We start from the raw sequence: 17545 nt of genomic DNA on the forward strand, positions 1-17545 counted from the left end.
CGTCCTGTCCGAAGAGGTTGTCATGACCGCTCGCACCCTCAATCTCGATGATTCCCTGTACCAATACCTGCTCGACGTTTCCCTGAGGGAAACGCCGCTGCTCAAGCGCTTGCGCGACGAAACCCAGGCGCTGCCCATGGCGCGCTGGCAGGTGGCGCCGGAGCAGGGGCAGTTCCTCGCGTTACTGGTCAAACTCATTGGCGCCAAACGCTTGCTGGAAGTCGGCACGTTTACTGGTTACAGCGCTTTGTGCATGGCCGCTGCGTTGCCGGAGGGCGGTTCGCTGATCTGCTGTGATATCCCCGGCGACTACAACGCTATCGCACGCCGTTATTGGCAGGAAGCGGGGCTGGCCGAGCGAATTGACCTGCGTCTGGCACCTGCACTCGAGACGCTCGCCCTGTTGAATCAGCCGGAGGCGTTCGACCTGATCTTCATTGATGCCGACAAGTCCAACTATCCGCACTATCTGGAGCATGCCCTGAGTCTGCTGCGCGTCGGCGGGCTGGCGGTGTTCGATAACACGCTGTGGAGCGGGAGGGTGCTTGAGGAAAACGCTGAGAGCGCAGACACCCGAGCCATCCAGGCGCTCAATCACGCCTTGAAGGATGACGCGCGTGTGGATCTGTCGTTGTTGCCGTTGGGTGATGGGCTCACGCTCTGTCGCAAGCGCTGATCCTTGTAGGAGCGAGGCTTGCCCGCAAAGGCTGTAGGTCAGGCAACATCAATGTTGGATGTGCCGACGCCTTCGCGGGCAAGCCTCGCTCCTACAGGGCTGCTATTTAGTGGCCGACACCCGCCACACCTTGTTCCCCACATCATCGGCCACCAGCAAATCGCCCTGCTGATCAATCACCACGCCCACGGGCCGGCCCATGGCTTTCTCATCCTCGTTGAGGAACCCTGTCAGTACATCAACCGGCTGCCCGGTTGGCTTGCCTCCCGCGAACGGGACGAAAATCACTTTATAACCACTGTGCGGCTTGCGGTTCCATGAGCCGTGCTGGCCGATGAAGGCGCCTTCCTTGAATTGCGCGGGAAGTGTGTTGCCCTCGGCAAACGACAGGCCCAGCGATGCGGTATGCGGGCCGACCGCGTAGTCCGGTGCAATGGCCTTGGCCACCAGATCAGGGTTTTGCGGCTCGACGCGAATATCGACATGCTGGCCGTAGTAGCTGAAGGGCCAGCCGTAGAACCCGCCGTCCTTCACCGACGTGATGTAGTCCGGCACCAGGTCGCTGCCAATTTCGTCTCGCTCATTGACCGCCGTCCACAGGGCGCCGGTCTGAGGTTCCCAGGCCAAGCCGTTTGGATTACGAATCCCCGAAGCGAAGATCCGGTGATTGCCGGTGGCGCGATCCACTTCCCAGATCGCCGCGCGACCTTCTTCCTGATCCAGGCCGTTTTCGCCGACATTGCTGTTGGAGCCGACAGTGACGTACAGCTTGCTGCCGTCCTTGCTGGCGATAACGTTTTTGGTCCAGTGGTGATTCAACGTACCGCCCGGTAAATCGACTACCTTTATCGGCTGCGACTTGATCGCGGTGTCGCCATTTTCATAGTGAAAGCGCAGCAAGCGGTCGGTGTCGGCAACGTACAGGTCATTGCCGACCAGGGTCATGCCGAACGGCGAATTGAGGTTTTCCAGGAACACCGTGCGGGTTTCGGCGATGCCGTCGTGGTCCTTGTCCCGCAGCAACGTGATGCGATTCGGGCTGGGAACGGCGGCGCCGGCACGGCCCATGACTTTCTTCATGACCCAGCCTTTAACGCCTTTGCCGTCATCGGGTTTCGGTGGCGCGTTGGTTTCGGCTACCAGCACATCGCCGTTGGGCAGCACGTAGAGCCAGCGCGGGTGATCGAGCCCTTCGGCAAATGCCGCCACTTGAGTGCCCGCCGCAGCGGTGGGTTTCGCGCCATCCGGCCAGCCGATCGCCGGGGCGATGTTCACCGTCGGGATCAGGGTCTTGTTCGGTTCGGGCAGCTTGGGTGACGGGCCGGTGCCGTCGGAGACTTGCAGGCTGGAGGTTTCACCACAAGCGGCGAGCCCTCCGGCGAGCGCGATGACGAGAACGAGCTGGGGCTTGTGCATGCTGGACTTCCCTATGAGTGCATTGTCTTAATCATAGAGAAGCTTAAGCACGCGATGGTTCAACCAGTCAGCCGCGGGCTTCCTTGAGCAGCACGGCGATGCCGGGGTGATAGTTGCCCGCTTCGTTGCGCAACTTGCGGTAGGCGTATGGGAAATACCAGGCCACGGCGCAGCTGTGTTCCTTTTGCAGGTCGTCGACCATGTCCTGGAGTTCTTCCGGTGTCGCGCTCTGCTGTGCCTTTTGAGGCGCAACGAACAGGCAGCCGAGTCTCAGGTCGCTGGCGTAGCTGATGCGCTTGGCGTTGCTGGTGATGTCCTGCAGCGCTTGAGTCAGGTTCAGGCTATTGACCCGCGGCCAGCGTTGAGTAGTCTGAAGGTAGGCGCGTTGTTCGGGGGTGGCGATATACAGATCGGCGCGGCCGTTGCGTTCCCCTTCTTCGTTCTGTTTGCGCGTCGGTGTTTGTTGCAGTGTGACCATTTCCGCCATCCAGGCTGCTGCAGAGAGCAGGCCGAGGTTGGCTTTTTCGTCGTGCCAGTAAGGCGTGTCGTTATCGCCGCGCACCGTGTTGTAGCGGTCGATACAGTCAAACCAGCGTTCCAGCACCGGTCGCAGGAATTCCAGCTTCGGATTGCTGATAATCATGCCTTGCATGTTGCTCACCCTTGTAATTGTGTTGTTGGGTTTGTGGCGCTTTGATATCACTGCTGACAGTGTGGTGCAAGATTGGTGTCAGGTAATTGATCGGCGGCAGTATATCGCTCGCGCGCGCTTTGTCTTCAATTGACGCTCCACCCCCAACCCTCTAACCTTCGCGGCTTGTTTCAGGTGCTCTGTGGCGGTGGCCGACAGAGTGAAACAGGGAAGCCGGTGAGTGACTATCACCAAGCGACGAAACGTCACGATCCCGGCGCTGCCCCCGCAACGGTAAATGAGTAAAGACTGCGTCTTGAGCCACTGTGTCGACTGACATGGGAAGGCGCGCAGTCCGGCGCGAGCCGCTCATGAGCCCGGAGACCGGCCTGATTCATCCAACGGCATCACGGTGGGCGATGCCAGGCTTCTTGCCGTCTATTCTTGTGCCTGCCCGCCGTTATCCAGCCTCAACGGAGAGCTCCCCCATGACTGATTCCCCTGATCGTGACGAACGCCACCTGGCGCGCATGCAGCGCAAAAAAGCCGTCATCGACGAACGCATCGCCAACTCGCCGAATGAGTGCGGCCTGCTGCTGGTGCTGACTGGCAATGGCAAAGGTAAGAGCAGCTCGGCCTTTGGCATGCTCGCCCGGTCCATGGGCCACGGCATGCAATGCGGCGTGGTGCAGTTCATCAAGGGCCGTAACAGCACTGGCGAAGAGCTGTTCTTCCGGCGCTTTCCGGAGCAGGTGCGTTTTCATGTGATGGGCGAGGGCTTCACCTGGGAAACCCAGGACCGTCAGCGTGACATCGCCGCTGCCGAGGCCGCGTGGACGGTGTCCCAGGAGCTGTTGCGTGACCCGTCGATCGGTCTGGTGGTGCTGGATGAGTTGAACATCGCCCTCAAGCACGGCTACCTCGACCTCGATCAGGTACTCAGTGATTTGCAGGCGCGTCCGCCGATGCAACACGTGGTGGTCACCGGTCGCGGCGCCAAGCCGGAGATGATCGAGCTGGCCGACACGGTCACCGAAATGGGCGTGATCAAGCACGCGTTCCAGGCGGGGATCAAAGCGCAAAAAGGCGTCGAGTTGTGAGCTGCGCTTTATGAATAGCCATCGTCAATGCCCAGCGGTATTGATTGCCGCGCCGGCCTCCGGTCAGGGCAAGACCACCGTCACCGCCGCGCTGGCTCGTTTGCACCGCAATCAGGGGCGCAAAGTGCGCGTGTTCAAATGCGGCCCGGACTTTCTCGACCCGATGATTCTCGAGCGCGCCAGCGGTGCGCCGGTGTATCAATTGGACATGTGGATGGTCGGCGAGCAGGAAAGTCGTCGTCTGTTGTGGGAAGCGGCCGGGGAAGCCGACCTGATCCTCATCGAAGGCGTCATGGGCTTGTTCGACGGCACGCCGTCCAGCGCTGACCTGGCGCGGCACTTCGGTGTGCCGGTGCTCGGCGTGATCGATGGCACGGCGATGGCGCAGACCTTCGGTGCGCTGGCGTTGGGGCTGGCGAAGTATCAGCCGGACTTGCCGTTTGCCGGTGTATTGGCCAACCGCGTGGGCACGCTGCGTCATGCGCAATTGCTCGAAGGCAGCCTGACTGAAGGCTTGCGCTGGTACGGCGCCTTGTCGCGGGAAACCGGGATCGAATTGCCGAGTCGGCATCTCGGTCTGGTCCAGGCCAGCGAGTTGAACGATCTCGACCTGCGCCTCGATGCAGCGGCCGAATCACTGGCCAGCAGTTGCGATGTGGCGCTGCCGCCGCCCGTGGAATTTGCGGCGCCTGAAATAATCGTCGCCGAGCCTTTGCTGGCCGGTGTGCGGATCGCCGTAGCCCGTGATGAAGCGTTCGCCTTCACCTACGGCGCGAGCCTGGATTTGCTGCGGGCCATGGGCGCCGAATTGCTGTTCTTCTCGCCGATCCGCGATGCTGATTTGCCGGAAGCTGACAGCCTTTATCTGCCGGGCGGTTATCCGGAACTGCACCATGTGGCGCTGTCGCAGAACACCTCGATGCTCGACGCGATCCGCGCCCATCATGCTACCGGCAAACCGTTGCTGGCCGAGTGTGGCGGGATGTTGTATCTGCTCGATTCGTTGACCGATGTCGAAGGCACTCGCGCCGAACTGGTGGGCTTGCTCAAAGGTGATGCGGTGATGCAAAAGCGTCTGGCCGCGTTGGCGTTGCAAGCGGTTGAGTTGCCGGAAGGGTCGTTGCGTGGCCACACCTATCACCATTCGTTGACCAGCACCGAACTTGATCCGATTGCCCGTGGACTCAGTCCAAATGGCGGGCGTGGGGCGGAGGCGGTTTATCGTGCGGGGCGGATGACGGCCTCGTATGTGCACTTTTATTTTCCGTCCAATCCCACCGCAGTCGCTGCACTTTTTGCGCCTGACCGTGAGGGCGCCTTCGCGAGCAGGCCATGACCGACAACGCATTCTCCGAAGCCGAACGCGAAGCGGTCTACCGGGCCATCGCCGAACGTCGCGACATGCGCCACTTCAGCGGCGGCACGGTCGAGCCGTCGTTGTTACGACGCCTGCTCGAAGCCGCCCATCAGGCCCCCAGCGTCGGCCTGATGCAGCCCTGGCGGTTCATCCGCATCAGCGACCGGGTCCTGCGCGGCAAGATCCAGCAGTTGGTGGAAGAAGAACGCATCCGCACCGCCGAAGCCCTCGGCGAGCGCACCGACGAATTCATGAAGCTCAAGGTCGAAGGCATCAATGACTGCGCCGAGGTGTTGGTCGCCGCGCTGATGGACGATCGTGAGCGCCACATCTTCGGTCGTCGCACCTTGCCGGAAATGGACATGGCCTCGTTGTCCTGCGCGATCCAGAACCTCTGGCTGGCCTCCCGCGCCGAAGGTCTGGGCATGGGCTGGGTGTCGCTGTTCGAGCCGCAAGCGCTGGCGGACCTGTTGGGTTTGCCGCCCGGGGCGAAGCCGTTGGCGGTTCTTTGCCTCGGCCCGGTCAAGGAATTCTATCCGGCGCCGATGCTGGTACTCGAAGGGTGGGCGCAGGCGCGTCCGCTCAGTGAGTTGCTGTATGAAAATTATTGGGGAGTGAGTCAATGAGTGTGGCGTTATTGAGTGTCGCCGCGGTTGCGCTGGACGCGCTGCTGGGTGAACCCAAACGCTGGCATCCGCTGGTGGCGTTCGGCCGTTTTGCAGACCGCATCGAGCAACGTTTCAACGGTGAGGGACGTGGCTGGCGCAGCCATGGCGTCACCGCGTGGGTGATCGCGGTCGTGCCGCTGACCTTGCTCGCCACGGCGTTTTCCTGGGCGCCCTATGTTGGCTGGATTGTCGAGATTCTCGCACTCTATTGCGCCCTCGGCATGCGTAGCCTCGGTGAGCACGTCGAGCCGGTGGCCAAGGCTTTGCGCAGCGATGATCTGGACGAAGCCCGCAAGCGCGTGGGTTATTTGGTCAGCCGTCAGACCGCCGAACTGGATAAAACCGAAGTGGCCCGCGCCGCCACCGAATCAGTCCTGGAGAACGGCAGCGACGCGGTATTCGCCGCACTGTTCTGGTTTGCCGTGGCCGGCGCGCCCGGCGTGGTGCTCTATCGCTTGAGCAACACCCTTGATGCCATGTGGGGGTATCGCAACGAACGCTTCGAACGTTTCGGTTGGGCGGCGGCGAAGATCGACGACGTCCTCAACTACATTCCTGCGCGTCTGGTGGCGTTGACCTACGCGCTGCTGGGCAAAACCCGACTGGCGTTGAAATGCTGGCGCACCCAGGGCCCGACCTGGGACAGCCCCAACGCCGGGCCCGTCATGGCGGCCGGCGCCGGTGCGCTCGGCGTCGAGTTGGGCGGGGCGGCGATCTATCACGGTGAACTGCATCAGCGTCCGCAACTGGGCGAAGGCGTGCCGGCGGATGCCGATTCCATCGACCGTGGCTGGCAATTGGTTCAGCGCGGGGTATGGTTATGGCTGCTGATTCTCTGCGTGGGAGCTGAATTCTATGCTTGAGCACGGTGGTCGCTTGCGCAAGGCAGCGCTCGAATACGGCATTGCTGAAGCTGACTGGCTGGACCTGTCCAGCGGCCTCGCGCCGTGGCCATTCCCGATCCCGGACATTCCGTCGCGCGCCTGGGCGCGCTTGCCGGAAACCGATGACGGTCTGGAGCAGGCCGCTTGCGATTTTTACGGCACCGGACAGGTGCTGCCGGTGGCCGGTTCGCAAATGGCCATCCAGTTGCTGCCGCGTTTGCGTCGGGCCGGTAAGGTCGGCGTGCTGTCGCCGTGTTACGCCGAACACGCGCACGCATGGCGCAGCAATGGTTACATCGTGCGTGAGGTGCTGGAGCAGGAAGTCGACTTCTATATCGACAGCCTCGACGTGCTGGTGGTGGTCAACCCGAACAACCCGACGGGCCTGAGCTTGAGCCCGAGTCGCTTGCTCGACTGGCATGCCCGACTGGCCTCACGCGGTGGCTGGTTGGTGGTGGACGAAGCGTTCATGGACAACACGCCGACGTCAAGCCTGGCGCCGTTTGCCCATCAGGTCGGCCTGATCGTGCTGCGTTCCTTCGGCAAGTTTTTTGGCCTGGCGGGTGTGCGATTGGGCTTTGTGCTGGCTGAGCGCAAGCTGCTCAAACTGCTCGCCGAGCAGGTGGGCCCGTGGGCGGTCAGTGGGCCGACACGCGTGTTGGGTCAAGCCTGTTTGCTGGACACAGAAGGCCACGCAAGGCAGCGCGTGCGCAGCGAAGAGGCCAGCAAACGCCTGGCGCTTTTGCTTGGGCAGTATGGTTTGCAGCCGCAGGGTGGTTGCGCCTTGTTTCAATGGCTGATGACCGAGCATGCCGAAGCGCTTCACGAATTCATGGCTCGGCGCGGCATCTTGCTGCGGTTGTTCAGCCACAACAGCAGCGTGCGTTTCGGCTTGCCGGCGGATGAAGCCGATTGGCGGCGTCTTGAGCAAGCGCTTCAAGCCTTCGTAAAGGACAACCAATGACAACGTTGATGGTGCAGGGCACCACTTCCGACGCCGGTAAAAGCACGCTGGTGACGGCGTTGTGCCGCTGGGTCACGCGTCAGGGTGTGCGCGTCGTGCCGTTCAAACCGCAGAACATGGCCCTTAACAGTGCCGTGACCGCCGACGGTGGCGAGATCGGCCGCGCCCAGGCGGTGCAGGCCCAGGCGGCCAACCTAGAACCGCACACCGACATGAATCCGGTGCTGCTCAAACCCAACAGCGACACCGGCGCCCAAGTCATCATTCATGGTCGCGCGGTCACGACCATGAACGCGGTCGCCTATCACGACTACAAAGCCATCGCCATGCAAGCGGTGCTGGCCTCCCATGAACGATTGAGCGCGGCGTATCCGGTGGTCATGGTTGAAGGCGCAGGCTCGCCGGCCGAGATCAATCTGCGTGCCGGCGACATTGCCAACATGGGCTTTGCCGAAGCGGTGGATTGCCCGGTGGTGTTGATTGCCGACATCAATCGCGGTGGGGTCTTTGCGCATCTGGTGGGGACGCTGGAACTGCTGTCGCCGACCGAGCAGGCGCGGGTCAAAGGCTTCATCATCAACCGTTTTCGCGGCGACATCGCCTTGCTGCAACCCGGCCTCGATTGGCTGGAAGCGCGCACTGGTAAACCGGTGATCGGCGTGCTGCCGTATGTGATGGATTTGCACCTGGAAGCCGAGGACGGCATCGATCAGCGCCAGGCCGACAAGGCCGAACGCGTGCTCAAAGTGCTGGTGCCGGTGCTGCCGCGCATCAGCAACCACACCGATTTCGATCCGCTGCGCCTGCATCCGCAAGTCGACCTGCAATTCGTCGGCCCCGGCCAGGCGATACCTGCGGCCGACCTGATCATTCTTCCCGGTTCTAAAAGCGTGCGCAGTGACCTCGCGTACCTGCGGGCCAATGGTTGGGACGCGGCCATCAATCGTCATCTGCGCTATGGCGGCAAAGTGCTGGGGATTTGCGGCGGCCTGCAAATGCTCGGTGAGCAAGTGCACGATCCGCTGGGCCTCGAAGGCGCGCCGGGTTCCAGTGCCGGCCTGGGTTTGCTGGCGTTCGAAACACAGCTCGAAGAAGAGAAGCAATTGCGCAATGTGCGCGGTCGATTGGCGCTGGAGGATGCGCAGGTCAGTGGCTACGAAATTCATGCTGGCGTCACCACGGGGCCGGCGCTGGAAAACGCCGCGGTGCAGCTGGACGATGGTCGCTGCGATGGCGCGCAAAGTGTTGACGGGCAGATTTTCGGCACTTACCTGCATGGCTTGTTCGAGTCTCCGGCAGCGTGCAGTGCACTGCTGCGCTGGGCGGGTTTGCAGGAGGTGCAGGAAGTGGATTACCACGGGTTGCGCGAGCGGGATATCGAGCGGTTGGCGGATTTGGTGGAGAAGCATTTGGATACCCGGTTGCTGCGTGAACTCTGCGGGATTTGAGTGGCTGTGCCGGCCTCATCGCGGGCAAGCCCGCTCCCACAAGGATCGAGGCTGCTCACAAATATTGTGTCCACGACAGACACTGTGGTAGCGGGCTTGCCCGCGATGAGGCCAATCGCCTCGCCAATGATTTTAAGGAATGAACCATGCTGCAACTGATCCTCGGCGGCGCCCGCTCCGGCAAAAGCCGACTGGCTGAAAAACTTGCGTTAGACAGTCAACTCCAAGTGACTTACATCGCCACCAGCCAACCGCTGGACGGTGAAATGAACGAACGGGTCGCCCATCACCGCGCCCGTCGTCCGGCCGAATGGGCGTTGATTGAAGAGCCCGTCGAACTCGCCCGCGTATTGCGCGAAAGCGCCCGCGCCGAGCGTTGTCTGCTGGTGGATTGCCTGACCCTGTGGATGACCAATCTGCTGATGCTCGACGATGCCGAACGTCTGAACGCAGAACGCGAAGCCCTGCTGGACTGCCTGGCGTCATTGCCGGGTGAAATCATTTTTGTCAGCAACGAAACCGGAATGGGTGTCGTGCCGCTGGGCGAATTGACTCGCCGCTATGTCGATGAAGCCGGTTGGCTGCATCAAGCCCTGGCCGAGCACTGTCAACGTGTCGTCCTGACCGTCGCCGGTCTGCCCCTGACTTTGAAAGGAACCGCGTTATGACTCAATCCTGGTGGCTGAACCCGTGCAAGCCGATCGACGGGCAAGTCGTCGAGCAGGCGCAGGCACGTCAACAGCAGCTGACCAAACCCGCCGGTTCCCTCGGCCGACTGGAATCGGTGGCCGTGCAATTGGCGGGGCTGCAAGGGCAGGTCAAACCGAGTCTCGATCAGCTGTGGATTGCCATTTTTGCCGGCGATCATGGTGTGGTTGCAGAAGGCGTATCGGCGTTTCCTCAGGAAGTCACCGGGCAGATGCTGCACAACTTCGTCAGCGGTGGTGCGGCGATCAGCGTGTTGGCGCGCCAGCTTGGGGCCTCCCTCGAAGTGGTCGACCTCGGCACGGTAACGCCGTCGTTGAACCTGCTGGGCGTGCGTCATCTCAACATCGGCGCGGGCACCGCCAATTTCGTCGAAGGCCCGGCCATGACGGCTGCCCAGGGCGAACTCGCCTTGCAGGCCGGTCGCGACAGCGTGCTGCGAGCGGTCGCCAATGGTGCGCAGTTGTTTATCGGCGGCGAGATGGGCATCGGCAACACCACGGCGGCCAGCGCCCTGGCTTGTGCCTTGCTCGATTGCCCGGTGGTGCATCTGGCCGGGCCGGGCACCGGTTTGAACGCGGCGGGGGTCAGCCACAAAGCCCAGGTCATCGAACGCGCTCTGGCATTACACGGCGCTCAGCGCGGTGATGCGTTGCAAACCCTGTTCAACCTTGGCGGTTTTGAGATCGCGGCGCTGGTCGGTGCGTATCTGGCCTGCGCCCAGGAAGGCGTTGCGGTGCTGGTGGACGGCTTTATCTGCAGCGTCGCCGCGTTGGTGGCGGTGCGCTTGAACCCTGGCTGCCGTGAGTGGCTGCTGTTCGGCCATCGCGGAGCCGAGCCGGGTCATCGTCATGTGCTGGAAACCCTCAATGCCGAGCCGCTGCTGGATCTGGGGCTGCGTCTGGGCGAGGGCAGTGGCGCTGCGTTGGCCGTGCCGTTACTGCGTCTGGCCTGCGCTCTTCACGGGCAGATGGCAACCTTCGCCGAAGCGGCGGTGGCGGATCGCCCGGCATGACGTTGCGACTGGATCTTCTGCGCCACGGGGAAACTGAACTCGGTGGCGGTTTGCGCGGCAGCCTCGACGATGCGCTGACCGACAAGGGCTGGGAGCAGATGCGCGCGGCGGTGGTCGAGCAAGGGCCGTGGGATCGGCTGATCAGTTCGCCGCTGCAACGTTGCGCGCGGTTTGCGGATGAACTCGGCGAACAGTTGGGGCTGCCCGTACACCTCGACAAGGATTTGCAAGAACTGCACTTCGGCGCCTGGGAAGGGCAGAGCGCGGCGGCGCTGATGGAGACTGACGCCGAGGGGTTGGGCCTGTTCTGGGCCGATCCGTATACCTTTACGCCGCCGGAAGGTGAGCCGGTCGAGGATTTCTCAACGCGGGTGCTGGCGGCGGTAGCGCGTCTGCACGCGGCGTATGCGGGTGAACGGATCTTGCTGATCAGCCATGGCGGCGTCATGCGTTTGTTGCTGGCTCAGGCACGAGGTTTGCCCCGTGAGCAGTTGTTGAATGTCGAGGTCGGCCATGGCTCGCTGTTTTCATTGAGCGTCGAGTCAGGCGTCCTCCTCAAGGAAGCGATCTGACCATGTTGCCCTTCTGGATCGCCCTGCAATTTCTCAGCAGTTTGCCGATTCGTCTGCCAGGCATGCCCGCACCTTCGGAACTGGGTCGATCGCTGCTATTTTATCCGCTGGTCGGGCTGCTGTTCGGCGCGCTGTTATGGGCACTGAACTGGCTGCTACTGGGCACGCCTTCGTTGCTTCACGCCGCGCTGCTGCTGACCGCTTGGGTATTGCTCAGCGGCGCGTTGCACCTGGACGGTCTGGCTGATAGCGCCGATGCATGGCTCGGTGGTTTTGGTGACCGCGAGCGCACGCTGACCATCATGAAAGACCCGCGCAGCGGACCGATCGCGGTGGTGACGCTGGTGTTGGTGTTGCTGCTCAAATTCGCCGCGTTGCTGGCGCTGATCGAGCAGCAGCACAGCGTTTTCCTGATGATCGTTCCGCTGATTGGCCGCAGCGCGATGCTGGGATTGTTCCTTACCACGCCGTATGTGCGTGCCGGCGGGTTGGGGCAGGCGCTGGCGGATCATTTGCCGCGTTCGGCGGGTCAGCAGGTGTTGGCGGTCAGTGCGTTAGTTTGCGTGTTGATCGCTGGAGTCGGCGGTGTTTGGGCGCTGGTGCTGGCGGGGGGGATGTTCGTCTGGTTGCGGCAGGTGATGCTGCGGCGATTGGGTGGGACGACGGGGGATACGGCCGGGGCGATGCTGGAATTGCTGGAGATGGTGGTGCTGGTGGGATTGGCGTTGGTCTGATGTTTGTGTGGTGGGTGTGCTGGCCTCTTCGCGAGCTGGCTCGCCCCCACATTGATTGGTGTGATCACTGAAGATCCACTGTGGGAGCGAGCCTGCTCGCGAATGCGGCCGACCAAACACCTCAATATTTCCTGAATGAACCCATCTGTAACTTGATTTAACAAACTCGCGGGTATATACACGCACCATGCTCGACTCTCAATGTTTATGCATCAACCTGCGTCGCGCCGCTCGTGGCGTCAGCAGGCATTACGACGGCGCTCTCGACGGCTTCGGGATCAACGTTGCCCAGTATTCTTTGCTGTGCAATCTGCAGCGTCTGAATGAACCGAGTATTTCCACCCTGGCCGAAGCCATGGGCCTGGACCGCAGCACCCTGGGACGCAATCTTCGGGTGCTGGAAGGTGAGGGCCTGGTGGCGCTGGTCGAGGGTGAGGACATGCGTAATCGCATCGTCCGGTTGACCGAAGCGGGCGCAGATCGCCTGACCGCCGCCTTGCCTGCGTGGGAAGCGGCGCAGCAGCGGTTGGTCGACCGTCTGGGCGCCGAAAAACGCGAAACCTTGTTGCGACTGCTGGACGAACTGGCGTGATGCCGGTTTTTTCGATCTTAAGCGGGTATATACCCGCTACCGGAGAATAAGAATGACCTCGATGTGGCGTACTTGCGGTTGGGTGTTGGTGGGGAGTGCGCTGATCCTGGCATTGTCTTTGGGCGTGCGACATGGCTTCGGCCTGTTCCTGGCACCGATGAGTGCCGAATTCGGTTGGGGGCGTGAGACGTTCGCTTTCGCCATCGCCCTGCAGAACCTGATCTGGGGCCTGGCGCAGCCATTCACCGGCGCGCTGGCCGACCGCTTTGGCGCGGCGAAAGTGGTGCTGGTCGGTGGTGTTCTGTACGCAGCGGGCCTAGTGTTCATGGGCTTGTCCGACTCCGCGGTGACCTTGTCCCTGAGTGCGGGTCTGTTGATTGGCTTGGGTCTGTCGGGCACGTCGTTCTCGGTGATCCTCGGCGTGGTCGGTCGCGCCGTGCCGCCGGAGAAACGCAGCATGGGCATGGGCATCGCCAGCGCCGCCGGTTCTTTCGGTCAGTTCGCCATGTTGCCCGGTACGCTGGGGTTGATCGGCTGGCTCGGCTGGTCCGCGGCATTGCTGGTCCTGGGCCTGCTGGTGGCGCTGATTATCCCGCTGGTGAGCATGCTCAAGGACAAGCCGCTGCCAGTGCTCGGCCATGAACAAACCCTCTCTGAAGCGCTGCGTGAAGCCTGCTCTCATTCGGGGTTCTGGCTGTTGGCGTTCGGTTTTTTTGTCTGCGGTTTCCAGGTGGTGTTCATCGGCGTGCATTTGCCGGCGTATCTGGTGGATCAGCACCTTCCGGCCACAGTGGGCACTACGGTGCTGGCGCTGATAGGGTTGTTCAATATTTTCGGCACGTACACCGCAGGATGGCTCGGAGGGCGCATGTCCAAGCCACGCTTGCTCACCGGTTTGTACCTGCTGCGGGCGGTGGTGATTACGCTGTTCCTGTGGGCGCCGGTCACTACGACCACTGCGTACCTGTTCGGCATGGCCATGGGCTTCCTGTGGTTGTCGACCGTGCCATTGACCAACGGCACAGTGGCAACCTTGTTTGGTGTGCGAAACCTGTCCATGCTCGGGGGGATTGTTTTCCTCTTCCATCAGCTCGGTTCGTTCCTCGGCGGCTGGTTGGGTGGCGTGGTGTATGACCGAACCGGGAGCTATGACTTGATCTGGCAAGTGGCGATTCTCTTGAGTCTGTTGGCAGCCGCCCTGAACTGGCCGGTGCGTGAGCAGCCGGTGGCGCGCCTGCAAACCCGGTTGAGTGCGATATGAACCGTCTGTGGCCGCGAATAGCGGTGGTCGCTGTCGGCGCCTTGCTGCTAGCCCTGGCCTGCTGGGGCTGGCATCAGGGCGGATTGGCGCTGATGCAGTTGGGTATGGGCGCTTGCTAGGAACAGGCGAGGGCGAGTAACTTCGTTTGTGACCATTAATCAAGGATGCACCGACATGCTGATGCGCTGGATTGCAGTCCCCGCGTTGCTGGTGGCGTTTACCGGATTGGCACAAGCGGCCGAGTGCCCGGAGCTGTTGCAGGGCTCGTTGCCCAAGCTGCGCGCCAAGGAATCCATCGACCTGTGCCAGCGGTTTGAGGGTAAACCGCTGGTGGTGGTCAATACGGCAAGCTTCTGTGGCTTTGCCCCACAGTTCAAAAGCCTTGAGGCGCTGAATCAGCGATACAAGGATCAGGGGCTGGAGGTGATCGGCGTTCCGTCCAATGACTTCAAGCAGGAGTCCAAGGACGGCGCTGAGACCGCCAAGGTCTGCTACGTGAACTATGGCGTGACGTTCACCATGACTGAGCCGCAGAAAGTCCGTGGCGATGACGCGACTCACCTGTTCAAGATCCTCGCCAAACAGACCAGCGCGCCGAAGTGGAATTTCTATAAATACGTGGTCGATCGCAAGGGTATGGTGATTGCCAATTTCTCCAGCCTGACCAAGCCCGACGATCCCGAGTTCATCGCCGCGGTGGAAAAAGCCCTGGCCTCGCAACCCTGATTGACGCCCATGAAAAAGCCCCGCCTCTGTGCAAGAGAGCGGGGCTTTTTTGATTCAGGTGGCGAGCGTTTCAGGCACGCCGTGAATCATCAGAAGCGGTAGGTTGCACCAACACCGAAGCCGTTCGCATAGTTTTCATACTTGGCGTTGTAGTTCTGGCCACGGTTGTTGCTGTTGCTGACCTTGACCGACTCTTCACGCAGGTACGAGTACGCCACGTCGATGGTCAGGTCGTCGGTCGGGCTCCAGCCAGCGCCCAGGCTGAAAATCTTGCGATCGCCAGTCGGAATGCGCGGGGAGCGGTCGGCGTTGTTGGTCGGCGCCTGGTCGACGGACAGGCCGGTACGCAGCACCCATTGCTTGTTCAACTGGTAGGACGCGCCGATGGCGTGAGCCCAGGTGTCGTGCCAGTTCTGTTCTTCGGTGATGGTGCCGAACTGACCGTTCAGGATGGCCGGAACGCCCTTGTTGTCGACGGTGATTTCTTTCAGGCGGCTCCAGCGAGTCCAGGTGCTGCCTGCGTACAGCGTCCACTGGTCGTCCAACTGGTGAGTGACCGAGAAATCCACCGATTCAGGCGTGGTCAGGTCCAGCGAGGCGTCGTACTTCTGGCTTGGATTCTGGCCCACAGCGGCGAGCACGTTGTAGTTGACCTTGGTGTCACCCTCGAGCTTGTACTTCACTTTCGAGTGGTAGGTCAGGCCGACGCGAGTGCTGTCGGTGGCTTGCACCAGGACGCCGATGTTGTAGCCCAGTGCGGTGTCATCACCCTTGATCTTGACCTTGCCGTCCGGTGCGGCCTGGGTAATCGACAGGTTCGATTCCAGGGTGCCGTCGATACGGTTGATGGTCGGGCCGAAACCGATGGAGACCTTGTCGTTGAAGGCGTAGCTGACAGTCGGTTGCAGGGTGACGATCTTGACTTCGCTCTTGCTGCCGAAGTAACGGCCGGCGAAGCCGTTCTCGTAATCGGTCACCAGGCCGAACGGAGCGTACACACCGATACCGAATGCCCAGTGGTCGTCGATTGGCTTGACGTAGTAGCCCATCGGCACGCCCATGAAAGGGACCATGTCACCTTTGTTGGTACCGCCATTTGGACGAGAGCTGGCGTCACTGATGTCAGTGTGCGCGTCGATGAATGCAACACCGCCGGTCACTTGTTCGCGCTTGATGCGAGACATGCCGGCAGGGTTGCCAGCAATGGTGGATGCGTCGTCGGCAGCAGAAGATCGCCCGGCAAAACCTGTCCCCATCCCGCTGATGCTTTGTTCGTTGAGGGCAAAGCCACTTGCGAAGATCTGGGTGGATGCCATGGCAACGGCGAGGCTAATGGTGGTTTTGAGCATTACTTTTTTCATTATTAGAACTCCTGGTGATCACCGGGGCGAAAATTACCAACATTTTCGTCCCAGCGCTATAGGCTGTATGGCTTGAGTTAGAGCGGTTTTGTAGGACAATCCGACCAGATTCGCGACCCGTTGCAGGATCTTTGGAAACCGGCGGGTCAGCAGGCGACCTGATTCAGGGGTGAAACACAGGTTTGCCAGGCGTAGGTGAAATCGCGCAGACGTCCTTGAGGCTGAAAAGTCTGGCGCCAGATTCGGGCCATTCCCAACAAGTCATCCGCGGCGGGGAGGGGAGTGTTCTGTTCTTCTACCAGCAGCCAGGCGATGGCAGTGGCGTAACGCAGGTTGACGGTCAATTCCAGGTGAGGACCACTGAGAAAGGCATGCTGACTGGCGAGGCCGCGCACGAGGCTCGCGCGCTCCGGGTCCAATGCCAGGTAATGATCCCAGAGCGCCTGGTGGCGCGGTTCGGCAATTCGGTACAGGCCGTGTCCACGGCGGTCATGCAGGGCGGAACCAAGGGCTGACTGGCTGGCGGCGATGCCCAGCAGCAGGGATTCGGCGGTTGCGCTATGGCGCCCGAGGTAAATCAATGTCGGACGGATCACATAACGGCACAGTTCGCTGGCAGCGATACCCATAAAGCCCTCGAAACATGAAATGGGCGGCGAAACCTGAAGGGAGCGTTGGCAGCAGGTGAATCGACTCAGGCTCGCCGGAAGCGGATCAAGCCGCTTGAGTTGAAGTGTAGTGTCATATTCGCGCTGTAAAGGCCTGTTTTTAAAATATTTCTGGCTGCGAGTTATAACCGTTATATCGGTTAGTAATTAGTGGAAGGCTGCGCAATGAGAAATATCGGGCAATAAAAAGCCCCGCTTTTTGAGCAGGGCTTTTGAGGTTTTCAGTCTTTCTGGCGTATCAGGCAACCAGTGCCTGACGGGTACGCTCGATCACGGCCTGCAGCGGTTCTGCGCTGGAGTATTGATCGGGGTACAGGCGTTCGCTGTGACGAGCGATGCCGTGTTCGTTGACCAGGGTGAAGCTGAAGCAGCCTTTGCGAGCAGCCATGATCAGGCAGTTCATTGGTGCAAAAGCGTTGGTTAGGGTGCGGATTGCATCCTGAGTGTGGATTTGAGTAGTCATTAAATGGTGTTCCTACAAGCGACACGGATAAGAACCGTGCAAAATTTAAACGTTCCAGTGACGACGACCACCATTGGTCGAACGAAGAACCCGACTGGAACAAAGCAGCCAGTTTGAAGCGCTGATAATTGGCGCGCTTGGGCTGGCAGGTAGGTACTTAGGAGGGCAGGCAACACATCAAGGGCAAAGGTTCTGGGCCCGGGGTGAAGATCCTGATCAATTTGCAGGCTGGTTCGGTCAGAGTAAGTGAGCTTCGCAACACCCTTTGCTTTCGTTTCAAAGGCTGTGTTGGCGCAAGGTTTAC

20 protein-coding genes and 1 riboswitch are annotated in these 17545 nt (G+C 61.1%); of the genes, 15 read left to right on the top strand and 5 right to left on the bottom strand.

Annotated features, from left to right (window positions below; genetic code table 11):
• Positions 1-22: 22 nt before the first annotated feature.
• On the top strand, positions 23-676 hold the full coding sequence (locus ACA075_RS08520) for an O-methyltransferase (RefSeq protein ID WP_497298085.1): 654 nt from the start codon (positions 23-25) through the stop codon (positions 674-676).
• Positions 677-778: 102 nt separating this feature from the next.
• Here the strand turns inward: ACA075_RS08520 and ACA075_RS08525 are convergent, their stop codons facing one another.
• A complete protein-coding gene (locus ACA075_RS08525; RefSeq protein ID WP_497298086.1) occupies positions 779-2092 on the bottom strand; it encodes a PQQ-dependent sugar dehydrogenase in 1314 nt (437 codons plus the stop codon).
• Positions 2093-2159: 67 nt separating this feature from the next.
• Positions 2160-2744, bottom strand: a complete 585-nt coding sequence (locus ACA075_RS08530) for a hypothetical protein (protein ID WP_497298087.1) — start codon at positions 2742-2744, stop codon at positions 2160-2162.
• Positions 2745-2899: 155 nt separating this feature from the next.
• Positions 2900-3130: riboswitch (cobalamin riboswitch) on the top strand.
• A gap of 81 nt (positions 3131-3211) precedes the next feature.
• On the opposite strand from ACA075_RS08530, the gene cobO reads away from it, so the two are divergent.
• The 14 genes from cobO (at position 3212) to ACA075_RS08600 (ending at position 14749) form a co-directional block, all read left to right on the top strand.
• Positions 3212-3823, top strand: a complete 612-nt coding sequence (gene cobO / locus ACA075_RS08535; RefSeq protein ID WP_497298088.1) for a cob(I)yrinic acid a,c-diamide adenosyltransferase — start codon at positions 3212-3214, stop codon at positions 3821-3823.
• 10 nt (positions 3824-3833) lie between these two features.
• Complete coding sequence (locus tag ACA075_RS08540; RefSeq protein WP_497298089.1) at positions 3834-5159, top strand: cobyrinic acid a,c-diamide synthase CobB; 1326 nt, start codon at positions 3834-3836, stop codon at positions 5157-5159.
• Positions 5156-5806, top strand: a complete 651-nt coding sequence (gene bluB, locus ACA075_RS08545) for a 5,6-dimethylbenzimidazole synthase (protein ID WP_497298091.1) — start codon at positions 5156-5158, stop codon at positions 5804-5806. The genes ACA075_RS08540 and bluB overlap by 4 nt, the downstream gene beginning before the upstream one ends.
• Positions 5803-6711 carry an adenosylcobinamide-phosphate synthase CbiB gene (cbiB, locus tag ACA075_RS08550; protein WP_219095607.1) on the top strand — a complete coding sequence of 303 codons (909 nt, stop codon included), beginning with the start codon at positions 5803-5805 and terminating at the stop codon, positions 6709-6711. The genes bluB and cbiB overlap by 4 nt, the downstream gene beginning before the upstream one ends.
• Positions 6704-7696 carry a threonine-phosphate decarboxylase CobD gene (gene cobD, locus ACA075_RS08555; protein WP_497298092.1) on the top strand — a complete coding sequence of 331 codons (993 nt, stop codon included), beginning with the start codon at positions 6704-6706 and terminating at the stop codon, positions 7694-7696. The genes cbiB and cobD overlap by 8 nt, the downstream gene beginning before the upstream one ends.
• On the top strand, positions 7693-9144 hold the full coding sequence (locus ACA075_RS08560; RefSeq protein WP_497298093.1) for a cobyric acid synthase: 1452 nt from the start codon (positions 7693-7695) through the stop codon (positions 9142-9144). The genes cobD and ACA075_RS08560 overlap by 4 nt, the downstream gene beginning before the upstream one ends.
• 146 nt (positions 9145-9290) lie before the next feature.
• The gene (gene cobU / locus ACA075_RS08565; protein WP_497298094.1) at positions 9291-9812 is read left to right on the top strand and encodes a bifunctional adenosylcobinamide kinase/adenosylcobinamide-phosphate guanylyltransferase; all 522 of its coding nucleotides are present in this window, start codon (positions 9291-9293) and stop codon (positions 9810-9812) included.
• Positions 9809-10864, top strand: a complete 1056-nt coding sequence (gene cobT / locus ACA075_RS08570; protein ID WP_497298095.1) for a nicotinate-nucleotide--dimethylbenzimidazole phosphoribosyltransferase — start codon at positions 9809-9811, stop codon at positions 10862-10864. Before cobU ends, cobT begins: the two co-directional genes overlap by 4 nt.
• Positions 10861-11436: an alpha-ribazole phosphatase family protein gene (cobC, locus tag ACA075_RS08575; protein WP_219095602.1), complete on the top strand. Its 576-nt coding sequence runs from the start codon at positions 10861-10863 to the stop codon at positions 11434-11436. Before cobT ends, cobC begins: the two co-directional genes overlap by 4 nt.
• Before the next feature lie 2 nt (positions 11437-11438).
• Positions 11439-12170 carry an adenosylcobinamide-GDP ribazoletransferase gene (locus ACA075_RS08580; RefSeq protein WP_497298096.1) on the top strand — a complete coding sequence of 244 codons (732 nt, stop codon included), beginning with the start codon at positions 11439-11441 and terminating at the stop codon, positions 12168-12170.
• 187 nt (positions 12171-12357) lie between these two features.
• Positions 12358-12762 (top strand): MarR family winged helix-turn-helix transcriptional regulator, encoded by a 405-nt coding sequence (locus tag ACA075_RS08585; protein WP_497298097.1) that lies wholly within the window; start codon positions 12358-12360, stop codon positions 12760-12762.
• A 52-nt stretch (positions 12763-12814) separates the two neighbouring features.
• Positions 12815-14023 (top strand): MFS transporter, encoded by a 1209-nt coding sequence (locus tag ACA075_RS08590; protein WP_497298098.1) that lies wholly within the window; start codon positions 12815-12817, stop codon positions 14021-14023.
• Positions 14020-14142 (top strand): hypothetical protein, encoded by a 123-nt coding sequence (locus tag ACA075_RS08595; protein WP_497298099.1) that lies wholly within the window; start codon positions 14020-14022, stop codon positions 14140-14142. The genes ACA075_RS08590 and ACA075_RS08595 overlap by 4 nt, the downstream gene beginning before the upstream one ends.
• Positions 14143-14197: 55 nt before the next feature.
• A complete protein-coding gene (locus ACA075_RS08600) occupies positions 14198-14749 on the top strand; it encodes a glutathione peroxidase (protein ID WP_497298100.1) in 552 nt (183 codons plus the stop codon).
• 89 nt (positions 14750-14838) lie between these two features.
• Here the strand turns inward: ACA075_RS08600 and ACA075_RS08605 are convergent, their stop codons facing one another.
• The 3 genes from ACA075_RS08605 to ACA075_RS08615 all read right to left on the bottom strand — a co-directional run bounded on the left by ACA075_RS08605 (position 14839) and on the right by ACA075_RS08615 (position 17241).
• Complete coding sequence (locus ACA075_RS08605) at positions 14839-16110, bottom strand: OmpP1/FadL family transporter (RefSeq protein ID WP_497298101.1); 1272 nt, start codon at positions 16108-16110, stop codon at positions 14839-14841.
• A 146-nt stretch (positions 16111-16256) separates the two neighbouring features.
• A complete protein-coding gene (locus tag ACA075_RS08610; RefSeq protein ID WP_140670565.1) occupies positions 16257-16739 on the bottom strand; it encodes a hypothetical protein in 483 nt (160 codons plus the stop codon).
• A gap of 277 nt (positions 16740-17016) precedes the next feature.
• Positions 17017-17241: a hypothetical protein gene (locus ACA075_RS08615; protein WP_008031832.1), complete on the bottom strand. Its 225-nt coding sequence runs from the start codon at positions 17239-17241 to the stop codon at positions 17017-17019.
• Positions 17242-17545 lie beyond the last annotated feature (304 nt).

Source organism: Pseudomonas sp. LBUM1663 (genome assembly GCF_059695905.1).